General features: G+C 58.4%; 19 protein-coding genes. 8 read left to right on the top strand and 11 right to left on the bottom strand.

Annotated elements, in window-relative coordinates:
• Positions 1-203 precede the first annotated feature (203 nt).
• Positions 204-446: a DUF1883 domain-containing protein gene (locus ABLV76_RS01330; RefSeq protein WP_002910387.1), complete on the top strand. Its 243-nt coding sequence runs from the start codon at positions 204-206 to the stop codon at positions 444-446.
• 56 nt (positions 447-502) lie between these two features.
• Here ABLV76_RS01330 and ABLV76_RS01325 read toward each other — a convergent pair whose 3' ends face one another.
• Together ABLV76_RS01325 and chaB are read right to left on the bottom strand one after the other, a co-directional pair.
• Positions 503-1,183, bottom strand: coding sequence for a gamma-glutamylcyclotransferase (locus ABLV76_RS01325; RefSeq protein ID WP_004203203.1), 681 nt, complete (start codon positions 1,181-1,183; stop codon positions 503-505).
• 136 nt (positions 1,184-1,319) lie between these two features.
• Positions 1,320-1,550 carry a putative cation transport regulator ChaB gene (chaB, locus tag ABLV76_RS01320; protein ID WP_004203206.1) on the bottom strand — a complete coding sequence of 77 codons (231 nt, stop codon included), beginning with the start codon at positions 1,548-1,550 and terminating at the stop codon, positions 1,320-1,322.
• Between the two features lie 263 nt (positions 1,551-1,813).
• Here chaB and chaA point away from each other — a divergent pair, with 263 nt between their 5' ends.
• Positions 1,814-2,914: a sodium-potassium/proton antiporter ChaA gene (chaA, locus tag ABLV76_RS01315; RefSeq protein WP_004203207.1), complete on the top strand. Its 1,101-nt coding sequence runs from the start codon at positions 1,814-1,816 to the stop codon at positions 2,912-2,914.
• A gap of 87 nt (positions 2,915-3,001) precedes the next feature.
• Here chaA and kdsA read toward each other — a convergent pair whose 3' ends face one another.
• The 6 genes from kdsA to hemA are packed head-to-tail and all read right to left on the bottom strand — an operon-like array spanning position 3,002 to position 8,333.
• A complete protein-coding gene (kdsA, locus tag ABLV76_RS01310; RefSeq protein WP_062914093.1) occupies positions 3,002-3,856 on the bottom strand; it encodes a 3-deoxy-8-phosphooctulonate synthase in 855 nt (284 codons plus the stop codon).
• A 39-nt stretch (positions 3,857-3,895) separates the two neighbouring features.
• Positions 3,896-4,708, bottom strand: coding sequence for an invasion regulator SirB1 (sirB1, locus tag ABLV76_RS01305; protein ID WP_017899847.1), 813 nt, complete (start codon positions 4,706-4,708; stop codon positions 3,896-3,898).
• A 3-nt stretch (positions 4,709-4,711) separates the two neighbouring features.
• On the bottom strand, positions 4,712-5,104 hold the full coding sequence (gene sirB2, locus ABLV76_RS01300) for an invasion regulator SirB2 (protein ID WP_348878138.1): 393 nt from the start codon (positions 5,102-5,104) through the stop codon (positions 4,712-4,714).
• Positions 5,104-5,952 (bottom strand): peptide chain release factor N(5)-glutamine methyltransferase, encoded by an 849-nt coding sequence (gene prmC, locus ABLV76_RS01295; RefSeq protein ID WP_017899848.1) that lies wholly within the window; start codon positions 5,950-5,952, stop codon positions 5,104-5,106. The genes sirB2 and prmC overlap by 1 nt, the downstream gene beginning before the upstream one ends.
• The gene (gene prfA / locus ABLV76_RS01290; protein ID WP_004203214.1) at positions 5,952-7,034 is read right to left on the bottom strand and encodes a peptide chain release factor 1; all 1,083 of its coding nucleotides are present in this window, start codon (positions 7,032-7,034) and stop codon (positions 5,952-5,954) included. Before prfA ends, prmC begins: the two co-directional genes overlap by 1 nt.
• A gap of 42 nt (positions 7,035-7,076) precedes the next feature.
• A complete protein-coding gene (gene hemA, locus ABLV76_RS01285; RefSeq protein ID WP_002910404.1) occupies positions 7,077-8,333 on the bottom strand; it encodes a glutamyl-tRNA reductase in 1,257 nt (418 codons plus the stop codon).
• A gap of 271 nt (positions 8,334-8,604) precedes the next feature.
• On the opposite strand from hemA, the gene lolB reads away from it, so the two are divergent.
• From lolB to dauA, 4 genes are all read left to right on the top strand, one after another.
• The gene (gene lolB, locus ABLV76_RS01280; protein WP_004203216.1) at positions 8,605-9,216 is read left to right on the top strand and encodes a lipoprotein insertase outer membrane protein LolB; all 612 of its coding nucleotides are present in this window, start codon (positions 8,605-8,607) and stop codon (positions 9,214-9,216) included.
• The gene (gene ispE, locus ABLV76_RS01275) at positions 9,216-10,064 is read left to right on the top strand and encodes a 4-(cytidine 5'-diphospho)-2-C-methyl-D-erythritol kinase (protein ID WP_072500815.1); all 849 of its coding nucleotides are present in this window, start codon (positions 9,216-9,218) and stop codon (positions 10,062-10,064) included. The genes lolB and ispE overlap by 1 nt, the downstream gene beginning before the upstream one ends.
• A 183-nt stretch (positions 10,065-10,247) precedes the next feature.
• On the top strand, positions 10,248-11,195 hold the full coding sequence (prs, locus tag ABLV76_RS01270; RefSeq protein WP_002910407.1) for a ribose-phosphate diphosphokinase: 948 nt from the start codon (positions 10,248-10,250) through the stop codon (positions 11,193-11,195).
• Positions 11,196-11,445: 250 nt separating this feature from the next.
• Positions 11,446-13,125 carry a C4-dicarboxylic acid transporter DauA gene (dauA, locus tag ABLV76_RS01265; protein ID WP_004203219.1) on the top strand — a complete coding sequence of 560 codons (1,680 nt, stop codon included), beginning with the start codon at positions 11,446-11,448 and terminating at the stop codon, positions 13,123-13,125.
• Here dauA and ABLV76_RS01260 read toward each other — a convergent pair whose 3' ends face one another.
• On the bottom strand, positions 13,126-14,172 hold the full coding sequence (locus tag ABLV76_RS01260) for a MerR family transcriptional regulator (protein ID WP_023318571.1): 1,047 nt from the start codon (positions 14,170-14,172) through the stop codon (positions 13,126-13,128). It abuts the gene before it with no gap.
• 222 nt (positions 14,173-14,394) lie between these two features.
• Positions 14,395-14,670 carry a stress-induced protein YchH gene (ychH, locus tag ABLV76_RS01255; RefSeq protein ID WP_002910437.1) on the bottom strand — a complete coding sequence of 92 codons (276 nt, stop codon included), beginning with the start codon at positions 14,668-14,670 and terminating at the stop codon, positions 14,395-14,397.
• Positions 14,671-14,942: 272 nt separating this feature from the next.
• Here ychH and pth point away from each other — a divergent pair, with 272 nt between their 5' ends.
• Together pth and ychF are read left to right on the top strand one after the other, a co-directional pair.
• Positions 14,943-15,527, top strand: a complete 585-nt coding sequence (gene pth, locus ABLV76_RS01250) for an aminoacyl-tRNA hydrolase (protein WP_004180389.1) — start codon at positions 14,943-14,945, stop codon at positions 15,525-15,527.
• 117 nt (positions 15,528-15,644) lie between these two features.
• Positions 15,645-16,736: a redox-regulated ATPase YchF gene (gene ychF, locus ABLV76_RS01245; RefSeq protein ID WP_348878137.1), complete on the top strand. Its 1,092-nt coding sequence runs from the start codon at positions 15,645-15,647 to the stop codon at positions 16,734-16,736.
• An 86-nt stretch (positions 16,737-16,822) separates the two neighbouring features.
• On the opposite strand, the gene ABLV76_RS01240 is transcribed toward ychF, so the two are convergent.
• Positions 16,823-17,152, bottom strand: a complete 330-nt coding sequence (locus ABLV76_RS01240; protein WP_004203225.1) for a DUF1869 domain-containing protein — start codon at positions 17,150-17,152, stop codon at positions 16,823-16,825.
• Positions 17,153-17,156 lie beyond the last annotated feature (4 nt).

The raw sequence follows: 17,156 nt of genomic DNA, 5'->3' as shown, positions 1-17,156 counted from the left end.
CGCCACCTGAAGAGGCGAAAAAAACGTTAGCTGAATGCTTTCAGGAACAACGTCATTTTTGTTTAATCTTTATCCCTTTTTTTGATCAAAATCAGCATCCCGACCCGCGCCGTTTGGTGTGATGCACAGAGCAAAGTGTGAACAATATCACGCGAGGACTGGGTGGGCAGGATGCTGTAGCAGGACAGAAACGGGGTACAAAAATGGCGATGGTAAAAGCAAGTTTGACGTTGTTTGGCGGTGACACGCTGGTGGTGCGGTGCTCAGAGCGCTGCCATATTCATCTGATGAGCGCGAAGGTCCCTGGCGACAGCCATGCGGATATTCTGAGCGTGCAGGATCGGGACAGCGCCTATCTGACGGTGCCCTACAGCGGCACCTGGAACGTGCTTATCGACAGTCACAGCCAGTCACTGGAGCACTCCATCAGCTACGTGCCAGCCTGACCGTCACTGACAGAACACCCGCCCGGCCATGCCGGGCGTTTTTCTTTTCCGCGCGCTCAGGCCAGGCCTGGCGTCGGGCTCTCGCCCAACAGCGCGCGGACGCTGGCCACCAGATCATCAAGACTGGCGTCGTGCATCCCGAGCTTACTTAACGCCTGTTCCAGCGAAAACAGGTACTGGGCGTTGGTCCCGAGCGGCCCGCTGGCCCGGGCGATCAGCGGAGCGATGACCTGGGCGCTGGTATCCGGCTCAAACAGCGGATGACGCGGATCCATAATAAACACCAAAGCATTTACCGTTCGCCCGTCGTCCAGCTCCAGCTTGCACCAGGTGGGCAGATAGCAGCCGGTGATCATCTCTCGTTTCCACAGCAGAGTCAGCTCTTCTTCCAGCGTGTCGTCCGGCAGACGATAAGCGACGCCGGTAGTCCGGCCGCCCTCTTTCAGAGCCAGCATGCGTCCCGGCTGGCAGGCGCTTCCGCGCCCGGCGGTCAACCGCAGGCAAAACGCGCGGTGCCAGCCCGGCAGCGTGCCGGTGCAGGACTCGCGATAATTGAGCGCCGGGTTCCAGATAAGCGAACCGTAGCCAAAGATCCATACTGAGCCATCATCCGGGCGGCAGGCCAGCGTCGCCGCCAGCGAGGCTGCGCGTTGTTCTGCCGACCAGAGTAGCGATTCCTCAATAGCGCCAAACGCTGTCTTACAATCCGCATTCATCAAGAAATCACGAGTTAACACTGTTTACTACCTCCGCCACTGCCCGCTTCCCGGCGTTCGTCTCATGCATCCGTCAATATTGCTGAAATATTATCCAGCTTTATCTTTCAATAAGCAATCAGCGGGGCGCTGGCAAGCGTAAAAGCGGCGTCAGCAATTATTTTTTCTTATGCCACTTATCGTCATCGCCTTTCTCGTAGCTGTTCTTCACCGCCGCCCAGGCGACTTTGTGTGCCGTCTCTTCGCGGCTGGCGTCATCGCGCCGGTCGTCTTTATCCTTATATTGATCCCAGGCGCTGTTAAACGCTTCTTTATAAATTTCCTGCGCATGGGCAGGCAGAACATGCTTAACGCTGTCGGGTAGCTCTTGTTTACTGTGATAGGGCATTATGGCCTCCTGTTTGAGCATAAAGTTTAAGTCTGGAACGCAGGCGGCAGGCTATCAAGCCGATGATGAGTTAAAAATGAATTTTAGTAATTATCTGAATATTAATAATAAAAATAGAGTAATCGCAAATTATAATAAACTAATCAAGATATCTCTCGACACCCGTAAACTTAAGTAAAAATCCAGCGGCAATTTAGCAAAATCTGTTACTTTATCGCCCTGCGTTTTTATAATTATAACACCTGCATAAATGGAGATGGTTCATGACCCATGCACATGAGGCGGTAAAAACCCGCCATAAGGAGTCCTCCCTCGTCTTTCCGGTGCTAGCGCTGGCGGTGCTGTTTTTCTGGGGCAGCAGCCAGTCACTGCCAGTGGTTATCGCGATTAACATCCTCGCGCTGGTCGGTATTTTAAGCAGCGCCTTCAGCGTGGTCCGCCACGCCGACGTTCTTGCCCACCGCCTGGGCGAACCCTATGGCTCCCTGATCCTGAGCCTGTCGGTGGTTATCCTTGAGGTCAGTCTGATCTCGGCGTTAATGGCCACCGGCGACGCCGCGCCGACCCTGATGCGTGACACGCTCTACTCCATCATTATGATCGTCACCGGCGGTCTGGTCGGTTTTTCCCTGCTGCTGGGCGGGCGTAAATTCGCCACCCAATATATGAATCTGTTCGGCATTAAGCAGTATCTTATCGCCCTGTTTCCGCTGGCGATTATCGTGCTGGTGTTTCCCATGGCGCTGCCGGGCGCGAACTTTAGCACCGGGCAATCGCTGCTGGTGGCGGTGATTTCGGCGGCCATGTACGGTGTTTTCCTGCTTATTCAGACCAAAACCCATCAGAGTCTGTTTGTTTATGAGCATGAAGACGACGGCGACGATGACGACCCGCACCACGGTAAACCGTCCGCCCACAGCAGCGGGTGGCATACCGCCTGGCTGCTGGTGCACCTGGTGGCGGTTATCGCCGTCACGAAAATGAACGCCAACCCGCTGGAAACGCTGTTGACCAGCATGAACGCCCCGGTGGCCTTTACCGGCTTCCTGGTAGCCCTGCTGATCCTGTCGCCGGAAGGCCTTGGCGCGCTCAAAGCGGTGCTCAACAATCAGGTACAGCGGGCGATGAACCTGTTCTTCGGCTCCGTGCTGGCCACCATCTCACTGACGGTCCCGGTAGTCACCCTCATCGCTTTCCTGACCGGCAATGAGCTGCGCTTTGGCCTTGGCGCGCCGGAAATGGTGGTGATGGTCGCCTCGCTGGTGCTGTGCCATATCTCCTTCTCCACCGGACGCACCAATGTGCTGAACGGCGCGGCCCATCTGGCGCTTTTCGCCGCCTACCTGATGACCATTTTCGCCTGACCTCGCTTCCCCGCCCGGCGGAGTCCGGGCGAAAAAAAAGCCTGCCGGTTTTGACGCCGGCAGGCTTTTTAACTGATGAGGTCAGGCTTACTTGCTGGTATCCAGCTCGTCGAAGCTTTTCACCAGATCGTCAATCGCTTTCATCTGCTTGAGGAACGGCTCCAGTTTATCCAGCGGCAGCGCGGAAGGGCCGTCGCATTTCGCGTGGTCCGGATCCGGATGCGCTTCGATAAACAGACCGGCGATACCTACCGCCATACCGGCGCGGGCCAGCTCGCTCACCTGCGCACGGCGACCGCCGGAGGCAGCGCCAAACGGGTCGCGGCACTGCAGCGCGTGGGTGACGTCGAAGATAACCGGTGAGTTGTTGGAGGCTTTCTTCATCACGCCGAAGCCAAGCATATCCACGACCAGGTTGTCGTAACCGAAGTTAGCGCCGCGGTCGCAGAGGATCACTTTGTCGTTACCACCCTCGATGAACTTATCGAGGATGTTGCCCATCTGGCCCGGGCTGACGAACTGCGGTTTCTTGACGTTGATCACCGCCCCGGTTTTGGCCATCGCTTCCACCAGGTCCGTCTGGCGCGCGAGGAAGGCGGGAAGCTGGATCACGTCCACGACGTCAGCCACCGGCTGCGCCTGGCTGGCTTCATGAACGTCGGTGATGATTTTCACGCCAAAGGTCTGCTTCAGCTCCTGAAAAATCTTCATCCCTTCTTCCAGACCCGGCCCACGATAGGAGTGGATGGAGGAACGGTTGGCTTTATCAAAGGAGGCTTTGAAGACGTAGGGGATGCCGAGCTTCTGCGTAACGGTGACGTAATGTTCGCAGATACGCATCGCCAGGTCGCGTGACTCCAGCACGTTCATCCCGCCGAACAGCACGAACGGCAGGTCGTTCGCTACGTTGATATCACCAATGCTAACCACTTTTTGTTTCATAAGTTCGCCTTATCAGGGTGTAACCGGAATGGTTCCAGACTAATGCAATGTAATTTGTTTGTGCGAAATCGTGTTGATTTGTGCGCGGATCATCTCGCTAATCGGATCCTCCGGACATTGCTCGACAAAATAGCTCAGGTCCAGCAGCGCCACGTGATCGCAATCCAGCTGGGCATATATCAGCCCGCGGTCGCGGATCTCATACGGGTCTTCCGGGTTAAACTGCAGCAGCGCTTCGCTGGCGCGCAGGGCCAGCTCCATCTGCCGCTCTTCCATCAGCGCCGACTTCAGGGTGTCCAGCAGCTTGCGGATCACCTCGGCGTTATCCGCTTCGTCGAGATCTTCATTAAACAGTTCCGCCACCGGCCCGATGTTGCCCTTCAGCCATACCTCCAGAGTATGTTCGTCGAGGGTTTCGCCATTGAACGGATTAATCAGCCACATCTCTTCGCTGGTTTCCGGGTCCGCGCGCAGCAGCATCTGGGTCGGGAAGATCACCGGCACCACCGGCAGCCCCAGACGCTGGGCGATCCACAGCAGGATCGCGCCTAACGACACCGCGCTCCCCTGACGGTTGACCAGCACTTTATCCAGCCAAAGCGCGTCGGAAAGACGATAAACGCCCTGCGAGGCGCCAAAGCCCCACTCCTCGTAAAACAGCGCCAGCAGGCGTTCTATCTGGCGTTCCTGGTCCCACGAAGGCGCAATCTCCTCCTGCGCGAGGCGCAGCAGCCGCTGCAGCTCTTCCTCGACAAAACGCGTCGGAAAATCGTCGCGAACCTGTTCAGAAATGAGGACCATGCCATCACACAATGGCGCTTTGTTAAATTCGAAATCCGCTAATGACCCCATGACCTACCCCAGTATCGGTATTCTTGTGATGGCGAGTTGAATGATGATAAACAACACCACCAGCGCCAGCAGGAACGCGATAAAGCGGCTCTGCTGGCTGCGCGGACGACGACGGCCCAGCGCGATAAAACCTAATGCGATATAAATGATAACGCCAAACAGCTTTTCAGTCAGCCATGCGACGTCTTCTGTGAACGGCAGGTAGTGCGTTATCGCCATTAATCCCGCACCGCTGAGAAACAGCAGCGTATCGCTGCAGTGCGGCGCAATTCGCACCCACCGCTGGTTCAGCAGCGGGCTCTGGTGATACATCCACCAGTAACGTAAAACGAACAATCCTACCGACACCACCACGCTGGCGATGTGCAGATAGAGGACAGCCGTGAATAAGTTCATCAGCCAACGTTCTCCATGTCGGGTAAACGTCCGAGGGTCAGACGCTCATTGTCGCCATAGTCGCGACAGGTCGCGACGTCCAGATAGCCCGCTTCGCGGAACAGCGCGCGCACCGCTTCGCCCTGGGTCCAGCCATGCTCCAGCAGCATCCAGCCGCCGGGCTGCAGATACTGCCGCCCCTCGCGGATAATCTGCGCCAGATCGGCCAGCCCCTCATCGCCCGCCACCAGCGCCGTTAGCGGCTCAAAGCGCACATCGCCCTCGGCGAGATGCGGGTCTGCAGCGTCGATATAGGGGGGATTGCTGACGATCATGGCGAAACGCTGCCCGGCCAGCGCGGCAAACCAGTCGCTTTGCCGTATCGTCACGTTAGCGATGCCCAGATGGGCGGCATTACGCAACGCCAGCGCCACGGCGTCCGGCATGACGTCCACCGCGGTGATCTCACAGTCCGGACGCTCGCTGGCCAGCGCCAGGGCAATGGCGCCGGTCCCGGTGCCGAGGTCGAGAATACGGCACGGCGCGACGGGCAGACGCGCCAGCGCCTGCTCTACCAGACATTCGGTATCCGGGCGGGGGATCAGCGTCGCCGGGGAGACAAACAGCGGCAGCGACCAGAACTCCCGCTGCCCGACCAGATGGGCGATGGGCTCTCCGCGCTGGCGTCGCTGCAGGAGCGCCTCCAGCGTCGTCGCCTCGTCAGCGGAGAGCGTCGTTTCGCCGAAGGCCAGGATCCAGGTGCGCGCCCGGCCGGTGACGTGTCCCAGCAGGATCTCGGCGTCGCGTCGCGGACTGTCGCTCTCCGCCAGGCGGGCGATTGCCTGCTGCAGCCAGGCCTGAAAGGTCATCATTCCTGCTCGGACAGCGCCGCCAGCTGATCGGCCTGGTGTTCCTGGACAATCGGCTCAATCAGCATGTCGAGTTTGCCCTCCATCGCCTCATCCAGACGGTAAAGGGTCAGGTTGATGCGGTGGTCGGTCACGCGGCCCTGCGGGAAGTTGTAGGTACGGTTGCGATCGCTGCGGTCGCCGCTGCCCAGCAGGTTGCGGCGCGTGGAGGCTTCCGCCTGCTGACGCTTGGCTACTTCGGCGGCGCGGATCCGCGCCCCGAGCACCGACAGCGCCTTGGCTTTGTTTTTATGCTGAGAACGTTCGTCCTGACACTCCACCACGATGCCGGTGGGCAGGTGGGTAATACGGATCGCCGAGTCGGTGGTGTTAACGTGCTGCCCGCCCGCGCCGGAGGAGCGGAAGGTATCGATGCGCAGATCCGCCGGGTTGATATCCGGCATTTCCGCCTCCGGCAGCTCCGGCATCACCGCCACCGTACAGGCGGAGGTGTGGATACGCCCCTGCGACTCGGTGGCCGGCACGCGCTGCACACGATGACCGCCGGATTCAAATTTGAGCCGGCCGTAGACGCCGTCGCCGCTGATCTTGGCGATCACCTCTTTAAAGCCGCCGTGTTCACCTTCGTTGGCGCTGAGGATCTCCACCTGCCAGCGGCGCGATTCCGCGTAACGGGTGTACATGCGGAACAGATCGCCGGCAAACAGCGCCGCTTCGTCGCCGCCGGTCCCGGCGCGTACTTCCACGAAGGCGTTACGCTCGTCATCGGGATCTTTCGGCAGGAGCAGGACCTGCAGCTGTTGCTCCAGCTGTTCGCCTTTATCTTTGGCGTCCCGCAGCTCTTCCTGCGCCATTTCGCGCATTTCCGGATCGTCGAGCATCATCTGTGCGGTTTCAATATCCTCCTGCACCTGACGCCAGTCGGTATAGCAGCGCGCCACATCGCTCAGTTGAGCATACTCCCGCGACAGCGCGCGGAATTTATCCTGATCGGCAATCGTCGCGGCATCGCCGAGCAGCGCCTGCACTTCTTCGTGGCGCTCGTACAACGCTTCCAGTTTGGCAACAATAGAAGACTTCATAGGCGTGAATTCACCCTGTCCTGAAAATAAGAGAAAGGTGCGCTATTCCAGCCCGAGGCTGTTGCGCAGAATATGCAGGCGTTCGTCGTCCCCGTCACGGGCGGCCTGCTGAAGAGATTTGGTTGGCGCGTGGATCAGGCGGTTGGTGAGCTTACGCGCCAGATCCTGCATAATTTCCTGGGCATCGCCGCCCTGCTCCAGCGCGGCCAGCGCCTTCGCCGTCAGCTCCTCACGGACCTGCTCAGACTGCGAACGGTACTCACGAATGGTCTCGCTGGCGCTCTGCGCGCGCAGCCAGGCCATAAATTCGCTGGTCTCCTGCTCGACGATCGATTCCGCCTGCACCGCCGCGGCCTTACGCTGCGCCAGGTTATGCTGAATGATGTTTTGCAGATCGTCGACGCTATAGAGGTAGGCGTTAGCCAGTTTACCGACCTCCGGTTCGACGTCGCGCGGGACGGCGATATCCACCAGCAGCATCGGCTGGTTACGCCGCGCCTTGAGCGCGCGCTCCACCATGCCTTTGCCGATGATCGGCAGCGGACTAGCGGTGGAGCTGATAATGATGTCGGCCTCTTTCAGCCGTTCGTCGATATCGCTAAGGGCAATCACCTCGGCGCCCACTTCTTCCGCTAGCGCCTGGGCGCGTTCACGAGTGCGGTTGGCGATCACCATTTTGCGCACGTGATGTTCGCGAAGATGACGCGCCACCAGTTCGATGGTTTCACCGGCGCCGACCAGCAGCACCGTCACGCTCGACAAGGATTCAAAGATTTGCCGCGCCAGGGTACAGGCGGCGAAGGCGACGGAAACGGCGCTGGCGCCGATATCGGTTTCGGTACGCACGCGCTTGGCCACCGAGAACGATTTCTGGAACATCCGCTCCAGTTCGCTCACGTTGAGGTGGCCGCGGCTGGAATCGGCGAAGGCTTTTTTCACCTGACCGAGGATCTGCGGTTCGCCCAGCACCAGCGAATCAAGGCCGCTGGCGACGCGCATCAGATGGCTGACGGCGTCGTTATCCTGGTGCCAGTAGAGGCTTTTACGCAGGTCTTCTTCATTGAGGCCGTGGTAATTGCACAGCCAGCGGATCAGCGCTTCCTGCAGGTTATCCTGCTCTTCGACGCTGAGATAGAGTTCTGTGCGGTTGCAGGTCGACAGCACCACCCCACCCTGCACCATCGGCTGAGCCAGCAAGCTCTCCAGCGCCTTATCGAGCGTTTCCGGCGAAAACGTGACGCGTTCTCGCAGGGCGACCGGAGCTGTTTTGTGATTGATGCCAAGAGCTAAAAGGGTCATTGTGAGGGAGTAGTACCAGCGTTGCTAAGGTTAGTCTGAGTGCATCATACAGGATGCGCGTAATCAATAAAAGAGAGGCTCCCCTTTTGGAGTAATAGCCAAAGCAAGACCGCCATTAAGGTTAATTTTTTGATTTCAGACAACTTGAACGTAGACGCTATCGCCCGGCGACGCTAGCATTAAGGGTTATAAATGTAACCTGCTACACAAATCGGCCCGCTGTTCCCCTGCCGCCGGATTTCACTGTAGACATCAAGGATTTGTCATCATTATGAATCGACTGTTCCGCCTGCTGCCGCTGGCCAGCCTCGTCCTGACCGCTTGTTCTGTTCATACCCCCCAGGGGCCTGGCAAAAGCCCGGATTCGCCGCAGTGGCGCCAGCACCAGCAGGCTGTTCGCAGCCTCAACCAGTTCCAGACCCGCGGGGCGTTTGCCTATCTCTCCGACGAGCAAAAAGTCTATGCCCGCTTCTTCTGGCAGCAAACCGGTCAGGACCGCTATCGCCTGCTGCTAACTAACCCGCTGGGCAGCACCGAGCTGTCGCTGACCGCCCAGCCGGGCAGCGTGCAGCTGATCGACAACAAAGGCCAGACCTATACCGCCACCGATGCCGAAGAGATGATTGGCCGCCTGACCGGGATGCCGATCCCGCTGAACAGCCTGCGCCAGTGGATCATCGGCCTGCCGGGTGACGCCACCGACTATTCGCTGGACGATCGGTACCGTCTGCGCGAACTGAACTACACGCAAAACGGCAAAACCTGGCACGTCACCTACGGCGGCTACACCACCGATACCCAGCCAGCCCTGCCGTCTAATGTCGAGCTAAACAATGGCGCCCAGCGCATCAAGCTGAAGATGGATAACTGGATCGTGAAATGATGAGCCGCTGGCCCTCACCTGCAAAACTGAATCTGTTCTTATATATCACCGGCCAGCGGGCCGATGGTTACCACACCCTGCAGACGCTGTTTCAGTTCCTCGACTATGGCGATACGCTGACCATCGAACCGCGCGCTGACGGCGAACTGCGTCTGCTGACGCCGGTGGCCGGTGTACCGGATGAAGAAAATCTGATTATTCGCGCCGCGCGTCTGTTGATGAGCGCCGCCGGCGAAAGCGGCCGCCTGCCGGCGGGCAGCGGCGCCGATATCAGTATCGATAAACGCCTGCCGATGGGCGGCGGCCTGGGGGGCGGCTCGTCCAATGCCGCCACCGTGCTGGTGGCGCTTAACCATCTCTGGGGCTGCGGGCTTTCGGAAGATGAGCTAGCGACCCTTGGTCTGCAGCTGGGGGCCGATGTGCCGGTCTTCGTGCGCGGCCATGCCGCCTTTGCCGAGGGAGTGGGTGAAATTCTCACGCCGGTGGAGCCCGAGGAAAAATGGTACCTGGTGGCTCATCCAGGCGTCAGTATTCCGACGCCGATCATTTTTCGCGACCCGGAGCTACCACGAAATACCCCGCGCCGGTCAATTAATACGTTATTAAATTGTGAATTCAGCAACGATTGCGAGCTTATCGCAAGAAAACGTTTTCGCGAGGTTGATGCCGCGCTTTCCTGGCTGTTAGAATATGCGCCGTCACGCCTGACCGGCACAGGGGCCTGTGTGTTTGCTGAATTTAACACCGAATCCGCTGCCCGTCAGGTGCTGGACACTGCCCCGGCATGGCTAAATGGCTTTGTGGCGCGCGGAGTCAATCTTTCGCCGCTCAAGCAGGCCCTGCTCTGATTCCTGCGCTGTGATGGCGCAACGATCATGAGTCAGCCGGGGAAATTGAGTTACGGTGACAACGTCACCCTGTTCCAGACGTTGCATCGTGCTCTTTAAATACACCGACTGGATCGAATGGCGCCAGCCCGCACATTATTGGCCCATTCATCCACCACTGGACGCATGCCTGAGGTTCTTCTCGTGCCTGATATGAAGCTTTTTGCTGGTAACGCCACCCCGGAACTAGCACAACGTATTGCCAACCGCCTGTACACTTCTCTTGGCGACGCCGCTGTAGGTCGTTTTAGCGACGGCGAAGTCAGCGTACAAATCAATGAAAACGTACGCGGTGGTGATATTTTCATCATCCAGTCCACTTGTGCTCCCACCAATGACAACCTGATGGAACTGGTTGTTATGGTTGATGCTCTGCGTCGTGCTTCGGCAGGTCGTATCACCGCCGTTATCCCTTACTTCGGTTATGCTCGTCAGGACCGTCGTGTTCGTTCTGCTCGTGTGCCAATCACCGCGAAAGTGGTGGCGGATTTCCTGTCCAGCGTCGGCGTTGACCGCGTGCTGACCGTTGACCTGCACGCAGAACAGATCCAGGGCTTCTTCGATGTGCCAGTTGATAACGTGTTCGGCAGCCCAATCCTGCTGGAAGATATGCTGCAGCTGAACCTGGACAACCCGATCGTGGTTTCTCCAGACATCGGCGGCGTAGTTCGTGCTCGCGCTATCGCTAAACTGCTGAACGATACCGATATGGCCATCATCGACAAGCGTCGTCCGCGCGCCAACGTCTCCCAGGTGATGCATATCATCGGCGACGTCGCTGGTCGTGACTGCGTGATGGTCGACGATATGATCGACACCGGCGGCACCCTGTGTAAAGCGGCAGAAGCGCTGAAAGAGCGCGGCGCGAAACGCGTATTCGCTTACGCGACGCACCCAATCTTCTCCGGCAACGCAATCCAGAACATCAAAAACTCTGTGATCGATGAATTTGTCGTCTGCGATACCATTCCGCTGGCACCAGAAATTAAAGCGCTGGATAAAGTGCGTACTCTGACGCTCTCCGGTATGCTGGCTGAAGCTATTCGCCGTATCAGCAATGAAGAATCAATCTCTGCTATGTTCGAACATTAATCGAGCCGAGCACAAAAACCCGCTGCGGCGGGTTTTTTTGTCTCTGCATTTTTAATTCTTCCACAACATCATTCGGCATGCGTCAAGGCGGCAAGTGAATGAATCCCCGGGAGCGTACAGGCAGTACGTGACTGGGGTAAATGAACGCAGCCAACACAGAGGCATCCCGAAAGATGACGTGGAAATGATCAATGCCTCCTTCACCTGCCATTTAGTTGACAGATGATGCGCTCATGGATGAAACATTATTGTGAACAGATTATTTTCCTCACATGTGATGCCTTTCCGCGCCCTCATCGACGCTTGTTGGAAAGAACAGTACACCACGGCCCGCTTCACGCGTGACCTGATCGCCGGGATCACCGTCGGGATCATTGCGATTCCGCTGGCGATGGCGCTGGCGATTGGCAGCGGTGTGCCGCCGCAGTACGGCCTCTATACCTCAGCGGTGGCAGGGATTGTGATCGCCTTAACCGGCGGGTCGCGCTTTAGCGTTTCCGGCCCGACCGCCGCCTTTGTGGTGATCCTCTATCCGGTTTCCCAGCAGTTCGGCCTGGCGGGGCTGCTGGTGGCGACGCTGATGTCGGGGATCTTTTTAATTCTTTTCGGCCTGGCGCGCTTTGGCCGCCTGATCGAATATATCCCGCTGTCGGTCACCCTCGGCTTCACCTCCGGGATCGGTATCACTATCGGTACCATGCAGATTAAGGATTTTCTCGGCCTGCAGATGCCCCATGTGCCGGAGCATTATCTGCAGAAAGTGGCCGCGCTGGCGATGGCCCTGCCGACCATTAACGTCGGGGACGCCGCCATCGGCGTCGTCACCCTCGGCACCCTGATCTTCTGGCCGCGGCTGGGTATCCGTCTGCCGGGCCACCTCCCCGCGCTGCTGGCCGGCTGCGCGGTGATGCTGGTAGTCAACTTGCTCGGCGGCGATGTGGCGACGATCGGCTCGCAGTTTCACTATCAGCTGGCGGACGGCACTCAGGGCAACGGCATTCCGCAGCTGCTGCCGCAGCTGGTGCTGCCCTGGGATATGCCGGGCTCCAGCTTTACCCTGAGCTGGGCTTCGCTGCAGGCGCTGCTGCCTGCCGCCTTCTCCATGGCGATGCTCGGCGCGATTGAATCTCTGCTGTGCGCGGTGGTGCTCGACGGTATGACCGGTACCAAGCATAAAGCCAACAGCGAGCTGATTGGCCAGGGGCTAGGCAACATCGTTGCGCCGTTCTTCGGCGGAATCACCGCCACCGCGGCGATTGCCCGCTCGGCGGCGAACGTGCGCGCCGGCGCCACATCGCCGGTTGCCGCCGTGATCCACGCCCTGCTGGTGATCATGGCGCTGCTGATCCTCGCCCCGCTGCTCTCCTGGCTGCCGCTGTCGGCGATGGCCGCCCTGCTGCTGATGGTGGCATGGAACATGAGTGAGGCGCATAAAGTCATCAATCTGCTGCGCCACGCGCCGAAGGACGACATCGTGGTGATGCTGATGTGCATGTCGCTGACGGTGCTGTTTGATATGGTGATCGCCATCAGCGTCGGGATCGTGCTGGCTTCGCTGTTGTTTATGCGCCGTATCGCGCGCATGACGCATCTGGCGCCGGTCAACGTCGAAGTGCCAGACGATGTGCTGGTGCTGAGGGTGATCGGTCCGCTATTCTTTGCCGCCGCCGAAGGTTTATTCAACGATCTGGAGACCCGGATCGCCGGCAAGCGCATCGTGGTGCTGAAGTGGGACGCCGTGCCGGTTCTCGACGCCGGCGGTCTGGATGCCTTCCAGCGCTTTGTGAACAAGCTGCCGGAAGGCTGTGAATTGCGCGTATCTAACCTCGAGTTTCAGCCGCTACGCACGTTAGCGCGCGCCGGCGTCAAGCCGCTGCCAGGCCGCCTGAGCTTCTACCCCGATCGTCAGGCCGCGCTGGCTGACCTGTGATCACCCGGCGGCAGGCCCCTGCGCCTGCCGCATCAACGCCCCCGTCGCCTGTTGTAGCCAGCTCAGCACCGCCGGCGTCATCCAGGTGCCCTTCATCAAATGCGGCTCCTGCTCCATTGCCCGACGAAACTTCTGCAACGTCTGCGGCCGGGTACCGGCGTAGGACTGAAACAGCTCAAGCCACGCCCGGGCCAGCGCCTGACCCGACGCTGAATCCGGCGCTATACCCTCCCGACATGCCTGATGCAGCTTCGCCACCAGCGCTGGCCACTCCTGTAGCCGGTCGAAATAGTGCTGGCGGGTGAACGCCATCTCTTCATCGTCGAGATACCGCGCCCAGATGGCCAGTTTGCTTTCGGCAAAGGCTTCGGTGATAAAGGCGATGATGGCCGGCGTGACGCCGGTCTGTTCAACCATTTGCGGCTCGGCGGCATGCATCGCGTTCAGGCGGGTCAGAAACTCCGGGCGCCCTGCTGTATCCTGCTCCAGGCGCTCCATCCAGCGCGTCGCCAGACTCATCGCCTGCGGACTGTCCGTCGGGCAGCCGCTCGCCATCAGCGTCTGCACCTCCTCCGTTAGCTCGCGCCACGCTTGGGCGCGCTGTTCATCCTGTGCCGCAAACGGCAGCGCGGCTAACTCCTGTTGACTAAACCAACGATCGTACATTTTCATTAACTCCAGCGTCTGTAGCCAGGACTCCAGATCGGGTTCATTGCCGCTCGCCAGCGCCTCGCGCAGCGCCAACAGCCGGTCGCGCAGCCTGGCGACATCACGCAGTTGGTCATTCAGCGTCTCTATCTGCTGCGTCAGCAGCTCAGGCAGCGACAGCGTTTGCCGATCGAGATAGTCCTTGATGGTGGCGAGCGTCAGCCCGGTCTGCGCCAGCGCCTTTATCATATGCAGGCGCTGAACCGCTGACAGGTTATAGAGCCGATAGCCCGCCTCGCTTCTGGCCGAAGGCGTTAACAGCCCCGTCTGTTCATAATGATGCAGCGTACGCACCGTCAGTCCGGCGCGCTTCGCCAGCTCTCCCACCTGAATTAACATGACTGCTCCTCTCTGTGGCCAGGTCCGCTACTCTGCTGCCTGACGTAACGTCAGGGTCAAGCATAAAACGCGCTTAATATTCACTTTTGGCGGCAACCATAGCATCACGAAGCTCAGGTCGGAATGGGGGTCGTCATATGGCGGGAAAAAGAAGAAGCGATAACGAGAGTCAGAGAAAAACGCATCGGCCGCGGAAGGCCGATGCGGAAAATGCGGTTGCGGTTAGCTGTGACGATGCTGGTTACGACGGCAGCGTTTATCGTAGTGGCGCACCCACCAGTAGCGGTCGCTGACCTGCTCGTGGCCGCCAATACGGGCTCCGGCCAGCCAGAGCACAGCACCGACGAAGATGCTTAAGATAGCGCCATGCGCAAAGAATTGTGGCAGGTTAAGCTGCGGAAGCTGGTTCAGAATGGAGTAACCCACCCCCACAACCATCACCACCAACCCTAACCCCATGAGTACGTTACCGAGTAACGAAGCGTTTTTGCGTTTCATGTGTCACCTCCGGACTTTGGGTTGCCAGGGAATGTCCCCAAATCTTATAGGTGTAGTATAGACAAGGTCTCTTCTGCGGAGTGCGCCCACGATCACATTAGTGAACAGCGAATAGACAAAAATTTACAAATAAGTCTATGAACCATATCAAATTCTAATGATTTAGTGAGTAAATCATCAATGCCGGTATTGTCTTATAGCCAGAATTTTGTCAAGCGCGCCCGCAGACAGTACACTACGCGGCAGAGAATGCCCCATGCAGGATAGAAAACGTGACCATTAAACTGATTGTCGGCCTGGCCAACCCCGGTGCGGAATATGCCGCCACCCGGCACAACGCTGGCGCCTGGTATGTGGATTTACTGGCGGATCGCCATCGCGCGCCGCTGCGCGAAGAGAGCAAATTCTTCGGCTACACCTCGCGCATCAACCTGGCGGGCGAGGATGTTCGCCTGCTGGTGCCCACCACCTTTATGAACCTTAGCGGTAAAGCCGTGGCCGCGATGGCAACCTTTTATCGCATCAACCCGGACGAAATTCTGGTTGCCCATGATGAGCTGGATTTGCCGCCGGGCGTGGCGAAATTTAAGCTTGGCGGCGGCCATGGCGGCCACAACGGCCTGAAGGACATCATCAGCAAGCTCGGCAATAACCCGAACTTTCACCGCTTACGCGTCGGGATCGGCCATCCGGGCGATAAAAACAAGGTTGTCGGCTTTGTGCTCGGCAAACCGCCGGCCAGCGAGCAGAAACTGATTGATGATGCCGTCGACGAAGCGGCGCGCTGTACGGAAATCTGGTTAAAGGATGGTCTCACCAAAGCGACCAACCGTTTACACGCCTTTAAGGCGCAATAAGCCGTTGTCGTGCGGCATTTTTGCCGCGCACCGTGTATAATAGGCAAAGCTATTCAATTTTCTGCAATCTGTTCCTTGTAACAGATTGATTATCCAAAGATTAAGGTGATTTAAATCATGGGATTCAAATGCGGTATCGTCGGTTTGCCCAACGTCGGCAAATCCACCCTGTTCAATGCGCTCACCAAAGCGGGTATTGAAGCGGCCAACTTCCCCTTCTGTACCATTGAGCCGAACACCGGTGTCGTACCGATGCCCGATCCGCGTCTGGACAAGCTGGCTGAAATCGTCAAACCGCAGCGTATCCTGCCGACCACCATGGAGTTCGTTGATATCGCGGGCCTGGTTAAAGGCGCGTCCAAAGGCGAAGGTCTCGGCAACCAGTTTCTGACCAACATCCGCGAAACCGAAGCTATCGGTCACGTGGTTCGCTGCTTCGAAAACGACAATATCATTCACGTCGCGGGGAAAGTGAACCCGGCGGAAGATATCGACGTTATCAACACCGAACTGGCGCTGTCTGACCTTGATACCTGCGAACGCGCGATTCACCGCGTCTCCAAAAAAGCCAAAGGCGGCGATAAAGACGCGAAAGTTGAGCTGGCCGCGCTGGAGAAATGCCTGCCGCAGCTGGAAAACGCCGGTATGCTGCGCGCGCTGGATCTGACCAAAGAAGAGAAAGACGCCATCCGCTATCTGAGCTTCCTGACCCTGAAGCCGACCATGTACATCGCGAACGTCAATGAAGACGGTTTCGAGAACAACCCGTACCTCGATCAGGTTCGCGCCATCGCCGAGCAGGAAGGGTCTGTGGTGGTGCCGGTGTGCGCCGCGGTTGAATCGGACATCGCCGAGCTGGACGATGAAGAACGTGACGAGTTTATGGCTGAGCTGGGCCTCGAAGAGCCGGGTCTGAACCGCGTGATCCGCGCTGGTTACGCCCTGCTGAACCTGCAGACCTACTTCACCGCTGGGGTGAAAGAAGTGCGCGCATGGACCATCCCGGTAGGGGCGACTGCGCCGCAGGCAGCCGGTAAGATCCACACCGACTTCGAGAAAGGCTTTATCCGCGCGCAGACCATCGCTTATGAAGACTTTATCGCCTACAAAGGCGAACAGGGCGCGAAAGAAGCCGGTAAAATGCGCGCTGAAGGTAAAGATTACATCGTCAAAGATGGCGATGTGATGAACTTCCTGTTCAACGTCTGATCCCGCTGGCTGGCATTTCTGCCGCCATCGAGTAATAAAAAATCCACGCTCCGGCGTGGATTTTTTTTCGTGCGCCAGACGGCGCGCTACTCCACGATATGGGTCTCTTCTGCCGCTTCGTAGCCATCAACGATCTGCACAATCTTTTTTAACTCGTCCTCAATAAAAGCCGGGGTGGCGCTTTCCCCTGAGGCCGGGTGATGAAGCTCCACCGAGATGCCGCTGGCAGCATTGGTCAGCGACAGGCTAATCTCCTGCGGATCCGCCGCAGACGAGGGTCGCCCGATATGCTGCGCGATGGTCGCCGCCGCCGCGCGCGTATCGACTTCCGCGAGATGCCCCCACCTCATTTCAACATGCCCCTGCTGCCCTGCCTTTATCACCTGCAGCGTATAACCGCTTTTTGCCATTGCCATGTCT

Source organism: Klebsiella sp. GB_Kp047 (genome assembly GCF_040065235.1).
Taxonomy (GTDB): Bacteria; Pseudomonadota; Gammaproteobacteria; order Enterobacterales; family Enterobacteriaceae; genus Klebsiella; species Klebsiella quasipneumoniae.
Note: the sequence above shows the minus strand (reverse complement) of the source record. Positions and strands in the feature narration are given on the sequence as shown.

Coding starts and splice junctions, on each gene's coding strand:
- hemA (WP_002910404.1), bottom strand. CDS start 8,333: ATGACCCTTTTAGCTCTTGGCATCAATCACAAAACAGCTCCGGTCGCC.
- ychF (WP_348878137.1), top strand. CDS start 15,645: ATGGGATTCAAATGCGGTATCGTCGGTTTGCCCAACGTCGGCAAATCC.
- prfA (WP_004203214.1), bottom strand. CDS start 7,034: ATGAAGTCTTCTATTGTTGCCAAACTGGAAGCGTTGTACGAGCGCCAC.
- lolB (WP_004203216.1), top strand. CDS start 8,605: ATGAATCGACTGTTCCGCCTGCTGCCGCTGGCCAGCCTCGTCCTGACC.
- ispE (WP_072500815.1), top strand. CDS start 9,216: ATGAGCCGCTGGCCCTCACCTGCAAAACTGAATCTGTTCTTATATATC.
- prmC (WP_017899848.1), bottom strand. CDS start 5,952: ATGACCTTTCAGGCCTGGCTGCAGCAGGCAATCGCCCGCCTGGCGGAG.
- ABLV76_RS01330 (WP_002910387.1), top strand. CDS start 204: ATGGCGATGGTAAAAGCAAGTTTGACGTTGTTTGGCGGTGACACGCTG.
- sirB1 (WP_017899847.1), bottom strand. CDS start 4,708: ATGGGGTCATTAGCGGATTTCGAATTTAACAAAGCGCCATTGTGTGAT.
- ABLV76_RS01240 (WP_004203225.1), bottom strand. CDS start 17,152: ATGGCAATGGCAAAAAGCGGTTATACGCTGCAGGTGATAAAGGCAGGG.
- ABLV76_RS01260 (WP_023318571.1), bottom strand. CDS start 14,172: ATGTTAATTCAGGTGGGAGAGCTGGCGAAGCGCGCCGGACTGACGGTG.
- chaA (WP_004203207.1), top strand. CDS start 1,814: ATGACCCATGCACATGAGGCGGTAAAAACCCGCCATAAGGAGTCCTCC.
- sirB2 (WP_348878138.1), bottom strand. CDS start 5,104: ATGAACTTATTCACGGCTGTCCTCTATCTGCACATCGCCAGCGTGGTG.
- kdsA (WP_062914093.1), bottom strand. CDS start 3,856: ATGAAACAAAAAGTGGTTAGCATTGGTGATATCAACGTAGCGAACGAC.
- chaB (WP_004203206.1), bottom strand. CDS start 1,550: ATGCCCTATCACAGTAAACAAGAGCTACCCGACAGCGTTAAGCATGTT.
- ychH (WP_002910437.1), bottom strand. CDS start 14,670: ATGAAACGCAAAAACGCTTCGTTACTCGGTAACGTACTCATGGGGTTA.